The organism is Alkalibacillus haloalkaliphilus (assembly GCF_007991275.1).
GTDB classification, from domain to species: Bacteria; Bacillota; Bacilli; order Bacillales; family Alkalibacillaceae; genus Alkalibacillus; species Alkalibacillus haloalkaliphilus.
Window position 1 is genome coordinate 122085 of sequence record NZ_BJYA01000002.1, and the last position, 16841, is coordinate 138925.

Annotated in this window: 18 protein-coding genes; 17 read left to right on the forward strand and 1 reads right to left on the reverse strand. The window is 36.5% G+C overall.

What is annotated here, in order from left to right:
• Positions 1-5 precede the first annotated feature (5 nt).
• From plsX to rnc, 5 genes are all read left to right on the forward strand, one after another.
• A complete protein-coding gene (gene plsX / locus AHA02nite_RS03265) occupies positions 6-1019 on the forward strand; it encodes a phosphate acyltransferase PlsX (RefSeq protein WP_146814356.1) in 1014 nt (337 codons plus the stop codon).
• Positions 1012-1956, forward strand: a complete 945-nt coding sequence (gene fabD / locus AHA02nite_RS03270; RefSeq protein WP_146814358.1) for an ACP S-malonyltransferase — start codon at positions 1012-1014, stop codon at positions 1954-1956. The genes plsX and fabD overlap by 8 nt, the downstream gene beginning before the upstream one ends.
• Positions 1956-2696, forward strand: a complete 741-nt coding sequence (fabG, locus tag AHA02nite_RS03275) for a 3-oxoacyl-[acyl-carrier-protein] reductase (RefSeq protein ID WP_146814360.1) — start codon at positions 1956-1958, stop codon at positions 2694-2696. The genes fabD and fabG overlap by 1 nt, the downstream gene beginning before the upstream one ends.
• 35 nt (positions 2697-2731) lie before the next feature.
• Positions 2732-2965 (forward strand): acyl carrier protein, encoded by a 234-nt coding sequence (locus tag AHA02nite_RS03280; protein ID WP_146814362.1) that lies wholly within the window; start codon positions 2732-2734, stop codon positions 2963-2965.
• 133 nt (positions 2966-3098) lie between these two features.
• On the forward strand, positions 3099-3776 hold the full coding sequence (gene rnc, locus AHA02nite_RS03285) for a ribonuclease III (RefSeq protein ID WP_407642714.1): 678 nt from the start codon (positions 3099-3101) through the stop codon (positions 3774-3776).
• A 51-nt stretch (positions 3777-3827) separates the two neighbouring features.
• Here rnc and AHA02nite_RS03290 read toward each other — a convergent pair whose 3' ends face one another.
• Positions 3828-4052 (reverse strand): DUF1128 domain-containing protein, encoded by a 225-nt coding sequence (locus AHA02nite_RS03290; RefSeq protein WP_146814365.1) that lies wholly within the window; start codon positions 4050-4052, stop codon positions 3828-3830.
• Positions 4053-4212: 160 nt separating this feature from the next.
• Here AHA02nite_RS03290 and smc point away from each other — a divergent pair, with 160 nt between their 5' ends.
• From smc to trmD, 12 genes are all read left to right on the forward strand, one after another.
• Positions 4213-7782, forward strand: coding sequence for a chromosome segregation protein SMC (gene smc / locus AHA02nite_RS03295; RefSeq protein WP_146814367.1), 3570 nt, complete (start codon positions 4213-4215; stop codon positions 7780-7782).
• Positions 7783-7813: 31 nt separating this feature from the next.
• Positions 7814-8818, forward strand: a complete 1005-nt coding sequence (gene ftsY, locus AHA02nite_RS03300) for a signal recognition particle-docking protein FtsY (protein WP_146814369.1) — start codon at positions 7814-7816, stop codon at positions 8816-8818.
• A gap of 39 nt (positions 8819-8857) precedes the next feature.
• Positions 8858-9184 (forward strand): putative DNA-binding protein, encoded by a 327-nt coding sequence (locus AHA02nite_RS03305; protein ID WP_146814371.1) that lies wholly within the window; start codon positions 8858-8860, stop codon positions 9182-9184.
• A gap of 15 nt (positions 9185-9199) precedes the next feature.
• Positions 9200-10540, forward strand: a complete 1341-nt coding sequence (gene ffh / locus AHA02nite_RS03310; protein ID WP_146814373.1) for a signal recognition particle protein — start codon at positions 9200-9202, stop codon at positions 10538-10540.
• A gap of 269 nt (positions 10541-10809) precedes the next feature.
• On the forward strand, positions 10810-11043 hold the full coding sequence (locus tag AHA02nite_RS03315) for a hypothetical protein (RefSeq protein WP_146814375.1): 234 nt from the start codon (positions 10810-10812) through the stop codon (positions 11041-11043).
• A gap of 65 nt (positions 11044-11108) precedes the next feature.
• On the forward strand, positions 11109-13646 hold the full coding sequence (locus AHA02nite_RS03320) for an ABC transporter permease (protein ID WP_146814376.1): 2538 nt from the start codon (positions 11109-11111) through the stop codon (positions 13644-13646).
• Positions 13647-13671: 25 nt separating this feature from the next.
• A complete protein-coding gene (locus AHA02nite_RS03325) occupies positions 13672-14352 on the forward strand; it encodes an ABC transporter ATP-binding protein (protein WP_146814378.1) in 681 nt (226 codons plus the stop codon).
• A gap of 181 nt (positions 14353-14533) precedes the next feature.
• Positions 14534-14803: a 30S ribosomal protein S16 gene (gene rpsP / locus AHA02nite_RS03330; protein ID WP_146814380.1), complete on the forward strand. Its 270-nt coding sequence runs from the start codon at positions 14534-14536 to the stop codon at positions 14801-14803.
• A 17-nt stretch (positions 14804-14820) separates the two neighbouring features.
• Positions 14821-15048 (forward strand): KH domain-containing protein, encoded by a 228-nt coding sequence (locus AHA02nite_RS03335; RefSeq protein ID WP_017185497.1) that lies wholly within the window; start codon positions 14821-14823, stop codon positions 15046-15048.
• 91 nt (positions 15049-15139) lie between these two features.
• Positions 15140-15529 (forward strand): YlqD family protein, encoded by a 390-nt coding sequence (locus AHA02nite_RS03340; RefSeq protein ID WP_170235958.1) that lies wholly within the window; start codon positions 15140-15142, stop codon positions 15527-15529.
• 6 nt (positions 15530-15535) lie between these two features.
• Positions 15536-16060 carry a ribosome maturation factor RimM gene (gene rimM, locus AHA02nite_RS03345; protein ID WP_146814384.1) on the forward strand — a complete coding sequence of 175 codons (525 nt, stop codon included), beginning with the start codon at positions 15536-15538 and terminating at the stop codon, positions 16058-16060.
• Positions 16060-16800: a tRNA (guanosine(37)-N1)-methyltransferase TrmD gene (trmD, locus tag AHA02nite_RS03350; protein WP_146814386.1), complete on the forward strand. Its 741-nt coding sequence runs from the start codon at positions 16060-16062 to the stop codon at positions 16798-16800. Before rimM ends, trmD begins: the two co-directional genes overlap by 1 nt.
• Positions 16801-16841: the final 41 nt, after the last annotated feature.

Consider the following 16841-nt stretch of genomic DNA (forward strand, 5'->3'; position numbering starts at 1 on the left):
TGTTTATGAAAATTGCTATCGATGCAATGGGTGGAGATCACGCACCGAATGCTGTTGTAGAAGGTGCGAAACAAGCTGTAGAACATTATAACGATTTAACAATTACACTTTACGGTGATGAAGAACAAATTAAACCTTTATTAGGTGATACATACGAAAGAGTTACAATACACCACACTTCAGAAAAAATTGAGAATGATGACGAACCGGTACGCGTCGTTCGCAAAAAGAAAAATGCCTCAATGGTGTTAATGGCCGAAGCTGTTAAAAACAATGAAGCTGATGCTTGTATATCAGCAGGTAATACTGGCGCTTTAATGAGTACGGGATTATTTAAAGTTGGTCGAATAAAAGGTATCGAGCGACCAGCATTAAGCCCAACCTTACCAACAATAGATGGGCAAGGCTTTTTGCTATTAGATGTTGGAGCGAACGTGGATGCGAAACCCCAGCACTTATTGCAATATGCGATTATGGGTTCAATTTATGTTGAGAATGTACGTAACGTCCAAAAACCTAAAGTCGGATTATTAAATGTCGGCACTGAGGAACAAAAGGGATCAGAACTGACTAAAAAAGCTTTTGAACTAATGTCAGATGCACCGATCAACTTTATCGGTAATGTTGAAGCAAGAGACTTACTAGATGGTGTTGCAGACGTCGTTGTGACAGATGGCTTCTCTGGTAATATCGCGTTGAAATCGATCGAAGGTACAGCTTTGTCTATGTTTTCAATGATTAAAGATACGTTCACACAAAACATGAAAACGAAATTAGCTGCTGCCATGGTTAAATCAGACCTTAAAGGTATTAAAGATCAACTTGATTACTCCGAATATGGAGGTGCTGGTTTGTTTGGACTTGCAGCACCAGTAATTAAAGCACATGGATCTTCGAATGGTCGAGCAATATTTAGTGCCATTAAGCAGACATATGACTTAGTTGAAAAAGATGTTGTTAATCTAATTCAAAAAGATGTCGAATCAATGGAGAATGGGAAGGAGTCCAATGATGAGTAAATTTGCTTTTCTTTTTCCAGGTCAAGGTTCACAAACTGTTGGAATGGGTCAAAGTTTTTATAATGAATCAAGCGAAGTTAAAGAGAAATTTGAACAAGCGAACGACGTACTTGGCTATTCTTTAACAGATTTGATGTTAAATGGACCAGAAGAAGAACTGACGAAAACAGAAAACGCACAACCTGCTTTGCTATTAAATAGTGTAGCTATTTTTGAGCAGATTAAGAAAGCAGGAATCGAGCCAGCAATGGTAGCTGGACATAGCTTAGGAGAATATAGTGCTCTTTATGCAGCAGGTGCTTTATCCTTTGAAGATGCACTGAAAGCTGTACATGAACGTGGTAAGTTAATGGAGCAGGCTGTGCCATCAGGGCAAGGTACAATGACAGCTGTGTTAGGCTTGGATGATGATACAATTTTACAGATCACACAAGAGATTACGAATAACGGCGCTACAGTAAATGTTGCAAATTATAACTGTCCAGGTCAAACAGTTATCTCCGGGACGGTTGAAGGTGTAGAAGAAGCAGTTGAGCAGTTGAAGGAAGCCGGTGCAAAACGAGCTTTACCATTAAACGTTAGTGGACCTTTTCATTCACAATTAATGCAACCAGCAAGCGAACAGTTCCAAAAAGTTCTTGATGGAGTAGCCCTTCATGACGCACAAGCTCCTGTTTATGCCAACGTCACGGCAAAACCAGTGCAAGATGCAAGTGAAATTAAACAATTATTAACAGAACAACTGTATTCACCAGTGCAGTTTACAAAGACGATAGAAAACATGGTCAATGAAGGTGTGGATGCTTTTGTTGAAGTAGGACACGGAAAAGTATTATCAGGCTTAGTGAAGAAAGTCCATCGTCGAGCGAAAGTATTTAACATACAAGATGTTGATCAATTAAATGAGTTTATTAAATGGGCTAAGGAGGAATCGTAATGTTAGAAGGAAAAGCTGCACTTGTTACAGGTGCTTCGCGTGGTATTGGTAAAGCGATTGCTATTGAACTTGCAAAGCAAGGTGCCAATGTCGTCGTAAACTATGCTGGGAGTAAAGATAAAGCAGAAGCTGTAGTTGATGAAATTAAGCAGTTAGGTCGAGATGCTTTTGCAGTTCAAGCAAATGTCTCAAATTCTGATGAAGTAAAAGATATAATTAAACAAACAGTTGACCATTTTGGTTCATTAGATATTTTAGTTAACAATGCAGGTATTACCCGTGATAATTTACTTATGCGTATGAAAGAAGAAGAGTTTGATGAAGTCATTGATACGAACTTAAAAGGGGTATTTAATTGCCTTAAAGGTGTTACGCGTCAAATGATGAAGCAACGTTCTGGTAAAATCGTTAACGTAGCTTCAATTGTTGGTGTAACAGGTAATCCGGGACAAGCTAACTATGTTGCGGCTAAATCAGGTGTCATTGGTATGACGAAATCAGTGGCTAAAGAATTAGCAGCACGTAATGTAAATGTTAATGCTGTAGCTCCTGGGTTTATTGCAACTGATATGACAGATGAGTTATCTGATGAAGCTAAACAACAAATGTATGATTTAATACCGTTAGACCGTCTTGGTGACCCTGAAGATGTCGCTAAAGTTGTGCGCTTTTTAGCCTCAGACGATGCGAACTATATGACAGGGCAAACGATTCATGTAGACGGTGGAATGGTAATGTAATATAATTAATTACGCTTTGAAGGGAGGTGAACAACATGGCAGACGTATTTGATCGTGTAAAAAACATTATCGTTGAACGTTTAGACGTTGATGAGTCAAAAGTAACTGAGAGTGCTTCTTTCAAAGATGACCTAGAAGCAGATTCATTAGATGTTGTTGAATTAGTCATGGAACTTGAAGATGAGTTTGATATGGAAATTTCTGATGAAGAAGCAGAGAAAATTAATACAGTAGGTGATGCTGTTAATTACATAAACAGCATCCAGTAACTTTAAAAAAAGGGGGATGACAAAGTAGTCATCCTCATTTTCTATTTTAAATGCTTAAAAATGAATGCATAAGCAAAGTATAAATACATGCAAGTTGATGGATTATCCTCAAGTTATAGAGAAGGTGGAACTTATGGATTGTAAAGATTTTCAACAAAAATTTAATATTAAATTTAACAATGAAGATTTACTAAAGCAAGCTTTCATGCATACATCATATGTGAATGAGCATCAGGATGATTCACTTGAAGATAATGAACGACTTGAGTTTTTAGGTGATGCGGTTTTAGAACTAACGGTGTCTCAACATCTGTTCCGAGCTTATCCCGATATGAGTGAAGGAGAATTAACGAAATTTAGAGCAAATATAGTTTGTGAACCGTCATTAGAACAATTTAGTCGTGAATTACAACTAAGTGATTATTTACTTTTAGGAAAAGGAGAAGAAGCTTCCGGCGGTCGTGAGCGTCCTGCTATTTTAGCTGATGCTTTTGAAGCATTAATGGGTGCGATTTATTTAGATCGAGGTTTCGAAACAGCTTTGGATTTCCTAGAAGAGCACATCTTTCCGAATATTGAACCAGGTGCTTTTTCGCATGTGATGGATTATAAAAGCCAGCTTCAAGAGCACGTCCAAAAAGACGGTGAATCAGTTGAGTACAAAATAGTTGACGAAATAGGACCAGACCATAACAGAGAATTTATTGCTTCTGTTTCGTTAAATGGAGAACGGATTGGAACAGGAAAAGGACGTTCAAAAAAAGAAGCTGAACAAGATGCGGCAAAAGAAGGATTAGCCAAGTTAACCTAATGTTGAACGAAAGAAAACCCCAGCTAGACTGAACTCTAACTGGGGTCATTTTTATTGTTTACGATACTTTTTTAACTCAGTAATAATTGCGTTAATCTCCGCAACACTTACTTGCCCTTGAGCGCTTAACATGTCATAAATATCTTTAATATCATGATAATGGTCTAAATCATAATCCTCTGGTTTTAAAATAGAAGCGTTTAACACTTGCAATTGTTTAGCTAATTCCTCGATGATATATTCCAAATTTTCATAAGTTGGCTCATTTAAGTTCATGAATATCCTCCTAATCGTGTATTGCATCCTTCTGTGAACCCTTAATTTATGATAAAATATACAGGTTGAAATGTTAAGTATATTATTACATATTACAAGATTATTGTCATCGTATGAATATAATTAAAAATGTAGCATTTATAAGTAGGTGTATAAAGGTATGTTTCTAAAAAGGTTAGAGACTGTCGGATTTAAATCATTTGCCGAACGTGTGTCAGTTGACTTTGTGCCTGGTGTAACGGCAGTAGTGGGTCCGAACGGAAGTGGAAAATCAAATATAACAGATGCTATTCGATGGGTGTTAGGTGAGCAATCAGCTAAGTCTTTACGTGGAGCGAAGATGGAAGATGTTATATTTTCCGGGAGTGATACACGTAAAGGGTTAAACGTTGCAGACGTAACGTTAGTTTTGGACAATCGTGATCACCAACTTCCGATTGAATACGATGAAGTTGCTGTTACACGTCGAGTCTATCGTTCTGGCGATAGTGATTACTTAATTAATAAACAACCTTGTCGGCTTAAAGATATTACTGACTTATTTATGGATTCCGGGTTAGGTAAAGAAGCATTTTCTATTATAAGCCAAGGTAAAGTAGAAGAAATCTTATCTTCAAAGTCAGAAGAGCGTCGTAGCATATTTGAAGAAGCAGCTGGTGTTTTAAAATATAAAAAACGTAAAGTACATGCACAAAAGAAACTGAGTGAAACACAAGATAATTTAAGTCGTGTAGAAGACATCATTCATGAAATCGAAGGTCAACTTGAACCTTTGGAAAAACAAGCTGAAACTGCGAAACAGTATTTGGATTTACGAGACCAATTAGAAAAAGAAGAAGTCTCACTATTAGTGGCTGAAATTGAAGCGATCCATACTGATTGGGATCATTTATTAACTTCCATTGAGCATTTAAAAGAACAATTAGCGTCTGAAAAAGCAGTGATCCAGCAAGATGATGCGAATTTAGAAGAGAAACGCGAGATCATTCATTCTTTAGAAAAACAAATTAATAAATGGCAAGATGAAAAGTTATATTTAACGAAAGAAATTGAACAGTTAGAAGGGCAGAAAAATGTTTTAGCTGAACGTTTAAAACATTTTGATGAAAGTAAAGATAAGCTTGAAAGTAACGTTCAAACTCATTCAGACCAAGTTGATCAAATCAAGCTTGATATTGAAGATCATGAAGCTCGACTTGCTGTTTTGCAGTCAAGCCGTAATGAAACAAAACAACAAATTAAAGCTTTAAGAGACAGGTTAGCATCTAGTGAAGGAAACATTGAGGAAACAATTGAACAACATAAGGCTGAATATATCGATTTGTTAAATGAACAGGCAGCTAGTCGTAATGAGAAACATTCAGTGGAAAAACAAATCGAACAAATTGAAGAACGTAAGAAACGTCTCGATGAACGATTTGATCAAATGATACAAGATCGTGAAAGCTTACAAACTGAGTTCAATGAATATGAACAACAAAAGGTAGCGTTTGAACAACAGCTTACAGAGGTTAAACAAGCTTATGAACGTTTAGAGACACAATTAAATGATCAACAAGAAACCATTTATACAGATGAAGAGAAATTAAATCAAGCCTACCGCATAATTGAACAGTTACGCTCAAAGAAAGAAATGCTTGAAGATATGAAAGAGTCATATAGTGGATTCTATTATGGTGTTAAAGCGATCTTACAAGCTAAAGAGCGTGGTCAATTAAATGGCGTTCACGGAGCGGTTGCACAACTGATCCAAGTACCACAAGATTACGTAACTGCAATGGAAACAGCTTTAGGAGCACAAGCACAACATATTGTCGTCTCAACGGATAAAGATGCAAGAGATGCTATTCAATACTTAAAGCAATCTAAAAGTGGACGAGCGACACTATTACCACAATCGACGATGAAATCCAGACTCATAGATGAGCGAGTACAAAGAACAATTCAAAATGCTGATGGTTTTATTGGAGTAGCATCACAGTTAGTTAATTTTGATGAGTCTTATCGAGAGATTGCTGAAAATTTACTCGGTAATGTAATTGTGACGCAATCATTGAAAGAAGCAAACGCGGTTGCTAAACAAATTAATCATCGCTACAGAATTGTAACGCTAGATGGTGATGTTGTTAACCCAGGTGGTTCAATGAGTGGTGGAGCTAAGAAAAATAGTAATCAAGTTTCTTTATTTACACGTGAACAAGAGTTAGACGAAATAAAAGAAAAGCTAACTAACTACGAAAGCAAAACAGAAACGTTCCAAGAAGAATTAAAACAAAAACGATCTCAGTTAGATCACCTTAAAGGACAACTTACTAATAAAGAGGAAGAACTAAATCAAGTCCAATCGTCATACCAAGAAGTAAACCAAAAGCTTCAAAGTGCTGAAATACAACTTTCAAATATGAATAAGCAACTAGAAGTCTATGATCAGGAAAATCAGCAGTTTGAACAAGATCGTCAAAACTTAAAACAGCAATTGAGTACACTAGAATCGACGTTAGTAGAACAAAGTAATAAATCTAACGAACTAAAACAGAAAATTGATGACTTAACAGAAAACCAGTCATCTTATAAAGCTGAACAAGATGAACAACAAGAAGAGTTAAATAATTTACAAATACGTTTAGCAGAACAAGATAGTGATGTTCGTAATCAAGAAGAGCGTGTCAATCAATTAAAAGCTGATTTAGAAGAAGAAGTTGAGACGAAAACCCAAATTGAAAAAGAACTAAAAGACTTAAAAGAATCTCATGAAAAATCACATACAGTCGAAGGACTGACTGAAACATTGAAAAATCACCGCAATCAATTAGTCAGAGTTAACAGCCAACTAGAGGAAGCACGTGAAAAACGCGAACAAGAGATGCAACTTCAAGAAGATCTAGAACGTGAAATTAAAGAGAAAAATAGACTGTATGAAGAGAAAAGTAGTCAACTACAAAAATACGAAGTGCAAGCGAATCGTTTAGATGTTGATTTAGAAAACAGATTACAACAGTTAAGCGACGAATATTCAATGACTTTTGAGCGTGCTAAGCAAGTACATGGCCCTGCAGAAGACATTGAACAAGCGAAGCAACAAGTCGCTCAAACGAAACAACAAATTAAATCATTAGGTCATGTTAACATCGGATCGATCGAAGAGTATGAGCGTGTACAAGAGCGTTATGCATTCTTAACAGACCAACGTGATGACTTATTAGAAGCAAAAGAGACGCTTCACTCGATTATCGATGAAATGGACGAAGAAATGGTTCGTAAATTTAGTGAAACGTTCTTTAAAATCCAAGCAGAATTCGAGAAAGTGTTTAAAGAACTATTCGGTGGCGGTCATGCAGAATTAAAACTAACAAACCCTGATGATTTATTAGAAACAGGTGTTGATATTATCGCCCAACCACCAGGTAAGAAACTACAACAGCTAGGTTTACTTTCAGGTGGTGAAAGAGCACTGACGGCAATCGCCTTATTATTTGCTATTTTACGTGTTCGCCCAGTACCATTCTGTGTGTTAGATGAAGTAGAAGCGGCATTGGATGAAGCTAATGTTGTTCGTTTTGCAGGCTATTTAAAACAGTTTTCTGCCCAAACACAATTTATCGTCATCACCCACCGTAAAGGGACGATGGAACATGCAGATGTACTATACGGTGTGACCATGCAAGAATCTGGTGTTTCCAAGATGGTATCAGTAAAGTTAGAAGAAACAGAAGAAATGATATACAATTAACATAAGCATTTCATAGAAAGGAAGTACTGAAATGAGTTTCTTTAAAAAATTAAAAGATAAAGTAAATAAACAAACTGATCAAGTAACAGATAAATTTAAAGACGGGCTAACGAAGACGCGAGACTCCTTTACAACAAAGGTAAATGATTTAGTCGCAAAATACCGTAAAGTTGACGAAGAATTTTTTGAAGAACTTGAAGAAATTTTAATTTCTGCAGATGTCGGTGTAGAAACAGTAATGGAACTTATTGAAGAGCTTGAAATGGAAGTTAAACGCCGTAACATTCAAGATACTGAAGAAGTAAAGGAAGTCATCTCTGAGAAATTAGTTGAAATTTACTATGGTGATGATGACGAAGAAACAGTCGAAGCATTAAACATACAAAAAGATGGTCTTTCTGTCATTTTAATCGTCGGAGTAAACGGCGTAGGTAAAACGACGACAATCGGTAAATTAGCTCATCAACTAAAACAAGAAGGCAAAAGTGTCGTCCTTGCAGCTGGTGATACATTTAGAGCAGGTGCGATTGACCAACTTGATGTGTGGGGTGAACGTGCTGGCGTTGATGTCATCAAGCATAATGAGGGAAGTGACCCTGCAGCGGTGATTTACGATGGTATTCAAGCCGCTAGATCAAGGGGAGCTGACGTCTTACTTTGTGATACGGCAGGCCGTCTGCAAAATAAAGTGAATTTGATGAAAGAGTTATCAAAAGTACGCAAAGTAATCGAACGAGAAATTCCAGAAGCACCACACGAAACATTACTTGTACTAGATGCTACGACAGGTCAAAATGCAATAAGCCAAGCGAAAACATTTAAAGAAGCAACAGACGTTTCCGGAATTGTCTTAACGAAGCTTGATGGTACAGCACGTGGCGGGATCGTTTTAGCAATCCGTAACGAAATGAACATTCCAGTTAAGTATGTTGGATTAGGTGAACAAATTACTGACTTACAACCGTTTAATGCACACCAATTAGTATACGGCTTATTTGGAGATTTAATGACACGAGTTGAACAAGAAGAAAAATAATTATAAACTTGTTGTTCAAAGCACTTAGGAGTGTTGATCATGCTTGAAAAAACGACGCGAGTTAATTATTTGTTTGATTTTTATCAACAGCTTTTGACAGACAAACAAAGAAATTATATGGAATTATATTACTTAGAAGATTATTCTTTAGGTGAAATTTCCGAAACTTATGATGTTAGTCGCCAAGCCGTATATGATAATATTAGACGTACAGAGGCAATGCTTGAGGAGTACGAAGCTCAGCTAGGACTCTATGAACGTTTTGAAAAACGTAATGAAATTATTCAAGAAATGAAAGAAAAACTGTCACAACGTCAATTAGAAGATGTTGAGAGTTTATTAGTACAGTTGGAAAACCTAGAGTAGGGGGGACAGTCCATTATGGCATTTGAAGGATTAGCCGACCGTTTACAAGGTACGATCAAAAAGATTACCGGTAAAGGTAAGGTTACTGAAGCTGATGTAAAAGAAATGACTAGAGAAGTGCGGTTAGCATTATTAGAAGCTGACGTTAACTATAAAGTTGTAAAAGACTTAATTAAACGCATTAAAGAACGTGCTGTTGGTCAAGAAGTGATGGAGAGTTTAACACCAGGCCAACAAGTTATTAAAGTTGTAAAAGAAGAGCTAACGGAGTTAATGGGTGGTGAGCAAAGTAAGATCGCTGTAGCCAATAAACCGCCGACAGTTATTATGATGGTCGGTTTACAAGGTGCTGGTAAAACAACGACGACTGGTAAGCTAGCTAACCATTTACGAAAGAAGTTTAATCGTAATCCATTGTTAGTAGCAGCTGACGTCTATCGTCCAGCAGCGATCGATCAGTTAGAAACTTTAGGTGAGCAGCTTGAGATGCCTGTTTATTCTAAAGGAACGGATGCTAACCCAGTTGATATTGCTAATGAAGCAATCGCTAAGGCGAAAGAAGAACATCACGATTACGTCTTAATTGATACGGCAGGTCGTTTGCACATTGATGAAGACTTAATGGGTGAGTTAACCCAAATTAAAGAAGATACTTCACCGGATGAAATCTTCTTAGTTGTTGACTCAATGACAGGTCAAGATGCAGTCACTGTTGCCGATAGCTTTGATGACCAGCTAGATATTAGTGGTGTCGTTCTAACGAAACTAGATGGTGACACACGTGGTGGTGCAGCTTTATCAATTAGAGCTGTTACAGGTAAGCCGATTAAGTTTGCTGGTATGGGTGAAAAGCTAGATCAACTAGAAGCATTCCACCCAGATCGTATGGCTTCAAGAATATTAGGTATGGGTGATGTATTTAGTTTAATTGAGAAAGCAGAAACTGAAGTTGATGAGAAGAAAGCAAAAGAAATGCAAAGTAAAATGCGATCCATGTCTTTTACTTTTGAGGATTTCTTAGAACAAATGGAACAAGTGAAAAGCATGGGACCATTAGATGAGTTGATTGATATGATGCCTGGTGCTAACAAAATGAAAGGCATGAAAAATCTCCAGGTTGATGATAAGCAACTGACGCATATAGAAGCCATTATTCAATCGATGACAAAGACAGAGCGTGTCGATCCAAGTGTCATTAATGCTAGTCGTAAAAAACGTATTGCAAAAGGTTCAGGTACATCAGTTGCGCAAGTCAATCGTCTTTTAAAACAATTTGAAGAAATGAAGAAAATGATGAAACAGATGACGAATCAAAAGAAGGGCAAAAAAGGCGGAATGAACCTTCCTTTTATGTAAAGTAAAACCTAAACGTTTTAAAAGCGCTTTTCCTATAGGAGAAGCGTTTTTTGTTATGCTTAAAATAGAACCATAAAATACTGCTCTGCAATATTTATCAGGTCTTTACACAAAATATCAAAGAGCGTAACACTTCAAAAAATAATAGTTCTCGAACGTTAAGTGACCTAATTTTTTCAATATTTTAAATATTAACTTGTTACTTAATTTAAAATAAGGTAATATATTACATAGAGTCAATACTCTATAGTATTTAGGAGGTTGTTTATATGAGGAAATTTGCGAAGGTACTTAGTAGTGCGCTAGTTTTCAGCATGTTAATTACATCTCCGTTGGTTATAAGTGCTCACCATGATGGTAGTAATTGGGAAACCCATTATACTTACTATCAATGTATTGATGGTTCTGGTTATCATAAATTTGAAGAACAACATAGACATATAGGCGATAGACAGGAATTTCGTACTATTAATGAACGTGTAAGTACTGCTTGTCCAATCTAAACTGAATTTATAAATAAGTTTAATTAGAGTATTGGCTCTTTTGATTGACAAGGGGGATAACAATAATGTTTACATACTTAAAAGCCACATTTAGAGGTCGTTGGAAGCTATTTTTAACAATAGGGCTTATTTTAAGTTTTTTAGGACTTGCGTACATAGGAACTCAAACAGTGACTGATCAAATTACAGTTGAAGCTAGGGGAGAGCTTGAAGATGATTGGCGCTACCAATATGATATTTTAGTATTACCTCAGTTAGATGAAGAAGTGCAAGGATTAGAAGACGGTTGGGTTGCACCACAAAGCAGTATTGCTAGCTATGGTGGAATATCAATAGAAGAATGGGAAGAAATAAAAAGTATTGAAGGCGTGGAAGTTGCTGCACCAATTGCATTAATGGGGTATTTTGATTTTTTGGGGATGAATGCAAATGCATCTAATGCTACTCCAGGAAATTGGTATGAAATAACGAAGGAAGTTACTGCTTTTGATGGAATGAAAACACATACACTAACAGAAACAAGCTCTGTTCGTGAGTACTATGATGAGTCAATGGAAGATTCTGTTTTATATCAAAGACATTTAGAGGAAAGAGGGTATCCTTCTAATGTAGCTCCAGGAACTTCTGTAAGATATCCGAATGAAATGTTACTTGTGGCGATTGACCCTGAAGCTGAAGACCAATTATATAATGTATCTGAAAGTATGATTTCTGGTAGTTACTTAGATGAGCCATACTCTGCGGAAGGTGCTACAATGCCTGTTATTCCTGTAGTTGCTTTGCAGGAACCAGAATATGTGATGGAAGAAACGGTATCGGTATATGAAATTGGTGTACCGGATGATCTAACTGAAGAAGATATTGCAGGTGGGACAACAAACTATTTACGCAGTCTCCCAAAAGAAGAATTGGCACAATTAAACATTTCATCACTTACTTCAGATCTAAGGTTTAAAAACGTCAATCTAGAATTTGATGATGAAGGTTATAGTGAAGAAGAATACGAACTCATTAATGCTCCTACTGAGATCATCAGATTTTCCCCGATTAATTATAATTTGGTTGAAAATAACGATGAAGATATACCACTGTTAGAAGCAGAAGAATATCCAAATGCTAGTGAATTTTATACTGACATAGATGCTCCGTTTTACCGGTATACAGAAGGAGTTAGAGATATATATGATTTTACTGTTGATGTAGTAGGTTATTATGATTCATCTGAAATTAGTCCGAAATATGCTGGTTCATGGCAAGAAGGAGATCCGGTCGATGTTTATACACCACATCATAGTATGATTATTAAAAATGGTCTTGGAGAAGAAGTTGAACCAACACCATTACTCCCACTCCCAGTTAAGGCAAGTTATTATCCAGGCGCTCCAGATATGTTAACGACTCTAAATGCATTAAACCATGTCTATGATGATGAGCCTCCATTATCCTCCATTCGTGTTGTGGTAGAAGGAGTAGCTGAAAGGACTGAAGAAAGTCAAAGAAAGATTGAAGCCATTGCAACGGAAATAAGGGAACGAACTGGCAATCGAGTTGAGATCATGCTTGGTTCATCTGCAAGTAGAGTTTATGTTAATTTGGCTGGAACTGAAGTAGATGAAGTTGGAACAGTAGAAGAAGGTTGGCAACAACAAGGAGTTAGCTGGTCAATTGAAAATCAAGTGAACCAAGCTAACATCTTATTGTTTGTTTATTTGTTAGCGATCAGTGTGATTTTTTGTTTTACCGTGATCACACATAGCTTGCTTAACCGTTCAATTGATTTTGCTATGCAAAGAGCATTTGGTTGGAGTAGAGCGAAAATCATTCAATCACTATTTGTAGAAGCTTTAATTATTAGTCTGGTCCCTATAGTTTCCATATGGTTTACAAATTATTGGTTAGAAACGGTCTCTCTTATTGACTACTTACTTGTATGGTTCATGACATTCATTATTATTTCAATTGGATATACAGCAGGAAGTCGTAAAGCGTTGAAATTGTCACCTCGAGATGGGCTAGCAGGTGAAGGTGATACGTGGAAGATGCAAAGACTGGTGAAAATACGCGGTGTTCTGTCATATTGTATTCATCAATTATTGCGTCGGCCATTAAGGTTTGGCTTACTAGCTACGGTCATCGCAATTACAACGTTTATGCTTTTACTCTCATTTGTAACGCAGCAAAGTCTTTCTGATTTCCTTTACTTGAGTTTTATCGGTGAAGCAATTGATGTGAGATTGGAAGAATATCAGACGGCTACTCTAATTATGAGTTTCGCGTTAGCCATAGCTGTTACATTTTTACTCCTGTATTTAAACATTAATGAACGTATGAAGGAGTTCTTCATTTTCCGCTCTATAGGGTGGCCAAAGAGGAAAATTCAGCTTTATATTAGTTTGGAGACTTTTATTGTCTCATTTATTGGTTCTTTAATTGGGACGTTAGGTGCGATTCTTTTTATAAATGTGTTTACAGACATTGTAATTCCTACATGGATGATTTCACTAGCTATTTTAGGCCCTGTATTGTTAATAAGCTTCTTTTCCATTGTTATTTTTAGTGGAATGAAGGTAAAACAAGTACTTAACAATCAATATTTGGCTTAAATTTTATCGAAAAGGGTGTGGGAAAATGATTCAAATAAATGATTTAGAAAAAAGCTATAAGAGTGGGACTGAGAAAGTGGAAGTGTTAAAACATGTTTCACTGACAGTTGAAGATCATAGTTATGTATCGATCGTCGGACCTTCTGGCTCAGGGAAATCTACACTACTCCATACGATTGGAGGGTTAGAACCAATTGATCATGGAGAGATTTGGGTAAATAACCAGGCGGTACACAAGCTTAAAGATAAACAGTTAGCCAAGTTACGACTTAATGAAATCGGTTATATCTTTCAACAATTTCATTTGTTGCCAACAGCAACAGCTTTAGAAAATGTTATGATGCCTTTATTAAATGTTTTTTCTTCAAAGGATATTAAAGAAAAGGCAAAAGAATCGTTAGAACGTGTAGGCTTAGGACATCGGATTAATCACCTTCCATCAAGGTTATCTGGCGGTGAGCAGCAAAGAGTGGCCATTGCTAGAGCATTGGTTACAAAACCATCCATTATTCTCGCAGATGAGCCAACAGGGAACTTGGATTCTGAGACAGGTAGGAAGATTATGCACATACTAGAAGATATACATGTCAATGATGGCGTGACGATCGTGTTGATTACACATGATGAATCTATTGCGAAACGAGCAAATCATAAGATAGAATTGTTGGACGGTAAAGTTAAAGTAGAAACAGTAAGTAAGGTTTAAGTGTCCTTTATATTTATAGAATACATTGTATTATGAGGCTTGGCTCTGAAAACCTGCTCAAAATGGCCATGAAACAGGAAATTTAAATTCTATAACAATGTAATGTAAAAATCCTTTACACACTTTTGTTTCTCTGATACAATCTAAAATTGTGATAAGCAATTTGATGGAGGTGTAAGACATGGCAGTAAAAATCCGCCTAAAAAGAATGGGCTCTAAAAGAAATCCTTTCTATCGTGTAGTAGTAGCAGATTCACGTTCACCTCGTGATGGACGTATTATTGAGCAAATCGGCACATATAATCCAGTTTCTGAAACACCAGAGGTTTCTATTGATGAAGACAAAGCTTTAGACTGGATGACTAAAGGTGCTAAGCCAAGCGACACGGTACGCAACCTATTCTCAGACCAGGGCATCATGACTAAGTTTCACGAGTCAAAAAATAACTAATAAGGATTTGTGATATCATGAAACCCTTAATTGAAACGATTGTAAGCCCATTAGTTGACCATCCTGATTACGTTGAAGTGACAGTAGAAGAAACGGACCGTAAAGTTCGTTACCACTTAACTGTTCATGAAGATGATGTCGGTAAAGTGATCGGTAAAAACGGGCGTATCGCTAAAGCTGTTCGTACAGTTGTTCATGCAGCTAATTCGAACACAAATAAAAAGGTTTATGTTGATATTATGTAGTTAAGAGGGAGAGGGTTAAACCTTTCCCTTTTTTTCAGTTATAAAATGATATAAGCTTAAGACGAGTTATTTGAATGAAATGGGTGGTCTTATGCAAATTATACGAAAGACAACAGTAAAGCAAGTTGTGACTGAATATAGTAAACAGAAACTTGTGGAAAAATTCCAAGAACAAGTAGCAGCTAAACAAAAAGAAATTGAACAGTTAAATTTTGAAAAGAAAAAATTGATATATAAGCAAAAGTTCGACCAACATAAAGTAGAGGAAAAGTTTTCACAAGAAGAATTAAAAAGAAAACAATCAATCGAATGGTATGAACTTCAAGTCGAACAATTAGACCAATTACCAATAGGTAGTGAAATTACTGAAAGAGAAGTAGATGAAATTGTCGAAGTATCTGTTGGCGATGCTTACGATGAATTATTTGGTGATAGAGAAATCGTCGTTGAAGACGGAATAATAGTACGAATAAATAGGTGATGCTATATGAGTAAAGATTATTTAAATGTTGGTAAAATAGTAAACACACACGGCGTTCGAGGTGAAGTTCGTGTCATGTCGGTAACAGACTTCGAAGAGGAGCGATTTGAACCAGGTAGTCGCTTGTTCGTCGAAATGGACGGTGGAGAGCACGAAGAAGTAATAGTAGTGAGCCACCGCAAACATAAACAGTTTGACTTGTTAGTTTTTGAAGGGAACGAATCGTTAGATCAAGCTGAACGTTTTAAAGGACACCAGTTAAAAGTAGCCTTCGAAGATTTGGAAGACTTAGATGAAGATGAATTTTATTATTACGAAATTATCGGTTGCGAAGTGTATTTAACGACAGGAGAGCATTTAGGGAAGGTAAAAGAGATTCTATCTCCTGGAGCAAATGACGTATGGGTCGTTCAACGTGTTGAATCTGGAATGAAAGATGCACTAATTCCATACATTGATCAAGTTGTTAAAGAAATTGATATCGACAATCAAAAAATCGTAATCGAAGAAATGGAAGGGTTGCTTTCGTAATGAAGCTAGATATATTAACGCTTTTTCCTGAAATGTTTAAAGGTGTGTTTGAATCTTCTATTTTGAAGAAAGCAAAAGAGAAAAAGGCTTATGACTATCAGTTAGTTGATTTTCGAGAATATACCGAAAATAAACATAAAAAAGTAGATGACTATACTTATGGTGGTGGTGCCGGCATGGTCTTGTCACCACAACCAATTTTTGATGCTGTGGAAGACTTAAAAAAAAGAGCTAACAGTAACCCTAGAGTCATCTTAATGTGTCCACAAGGTGAGCCTTATAGTCAAAAGAAAGCAGAAGAACTGGCGCAAGAAGATCATGTAATCTTAGTTTGTGGTCATTATGAAGGTTTCGATGAAAGAATTAGAACAGAATTAGCAACTGATGAGATTTCAATCGGGGATTATGTTCTAACTGGTGGTGAGTTAGGTGCTATGGTTGTAACGGATAGTGTTGTTCGTTTGTTACCGGAAGTATTAGGCAATGAACAGTCAGCACAAGAAGATTCGTTTTCTAATGATTTGCTAGAGCATCCACACTATACAAGGCCAAGTGATTTTAGAGGGCATCAAGTTCCTGATGTCTTGTTATCTGGTAACCATAAAAAGATCGACGAGTGGAGAGAGTATGAATCTTTAAAGCGCACTTATGAAAGGCGACCCGACTTAATTAATGAAGATCAGTTAACCGCACAACAACAGAAACTATTAAATGAAATTAAAGCGAATAAAAGCTTATAACTCTGTTGCATCTCATTACAGTGTATGATATATTAATTTAG

Excerpts from the sequence above, each read along its gene's own strand:
- plsX (WP_146814356.1), top strand. The coding sequence starts at position 6 with ATGAAAATTGCTATCGATGCAATGGGTGGAGATCACGCACCGAATGCT.
- fabD (WP_146814358.1), top strand. The coding sequence starts at position 1,012 with ATGAGTAAATTTGCTTTTCTTTTTCCAGGTCAAGGTTCACAAACTGTT.
- fabG (WP_146814360.1), top strand. The coding sequence starts at position 1,956 with ATGTTAGAAGGAAAAGCTGCACTTGTTACAGGTGCTTCGCGTGGTATT.
- AHA02nite_RS03280 (WP_146814362.1), top strand. The coding sequence starts at position 2,732 with ATGGCAGACGTATTTGATCGTGTAAAAAACATTATCGTTGAACGTTTA.
- rnc (WP_407642714.1), top strand. The coding sequence starts at position 3,099 with ATGGATTGTAAAGATTTTCAACAAAAATTTAATATTAAATTTAACAAT.
- AHA02nite_RS03290 (WP_146814365.1), bottom strand. The coding sequence starts at position 4,052 with ATGAACTTAAATGAGCCAACTTATGAAAATTTGGAATATATCATCGAG.
- smc (WP_146814367.1), top strand. The coding sequence starts at position 4,213 with ATGTTTCTAAAAAGGTTAGAGACTGTCGGATTTAAATCATTTGCCGAA.
- ftsY (WP_146814369.1), top strand. The coding sequence starts at position 7,814 with ATGAGTTTCTTTAAAAAATTAAAAGATAAAGTAAATAAACAAACTGAT.
- AHA02nite_RS03305 (WP_146814371.1), top strand. The coding sequence starts at position 8,858 with ATGCTTGAAAAAACGACGCGAGTTAATTATTTGTTTGATTTTTATCAA.
- ffh (WP_146814373.1), top strand. The coding sequence starts at position 9,200 with ATGGCATTTGAAGGATTAGCCGACCGTTTACAAGGTACGATCAAAAAG.
- AHA02nite_RS03315 (WP_146814375.1), top strand. The coding sequence starts at position 10,810 with ATGAGGAAATTTGCGAAGGTACTTAGTAGTGCGCTAGTTTTCAGCATG.
- AHA02nite_RS03320 (WP_146814376.1), top strand. The coding sequence starts at position 11,109 with ATGTTTACATACTTAAAAGCCACATTTAGAGGTCGTTGGAAGCTATTT.
- AHA02nite_RS03325 (WP_146814378.1), top strand. The coding sequence starts at position 13,672 with ATGATTCAAATAAATGATTTAGAAAAAAGCTATAAGAGTGGGACTGAG.
- rpsP (WP_146814380.1), top strand. The coding sequence starts at position 14,534 with ATGGCAGTAAAAATCCGCCTAAAAAGAATGGGCTCTAAAAGAAATCCT.
- AHA02nite_RS03335 (WP_017185497.1), top strand. The coding sequence starts at position 14,821 with ATGAAACCCTTAATTGAAACGATTGTAAGCCCATTAGTTGACCATCCT.
- AHA02nite_RS03340 (WP_170235958.1), top strand. The coding sequence starts at position 15,140 with ATGCAAATTATACGAAAGACAACAGTAAAGCAAGTTGTGACTGAATAT.
- rimM (WP_146814384.1), top strand. The coding sequence starts at position 15,536 with ATGAGTAAAGATTATTTAAATGTTGGTAAAATAGTAAACACACACGGC.
- trmD (WP_146814386.1), top strand. The coding sequence starts at position 16,060 with ATGAAGCTAGATATATTAACGCTTTTTCCTGAAATGTTTAAAGGTGTG.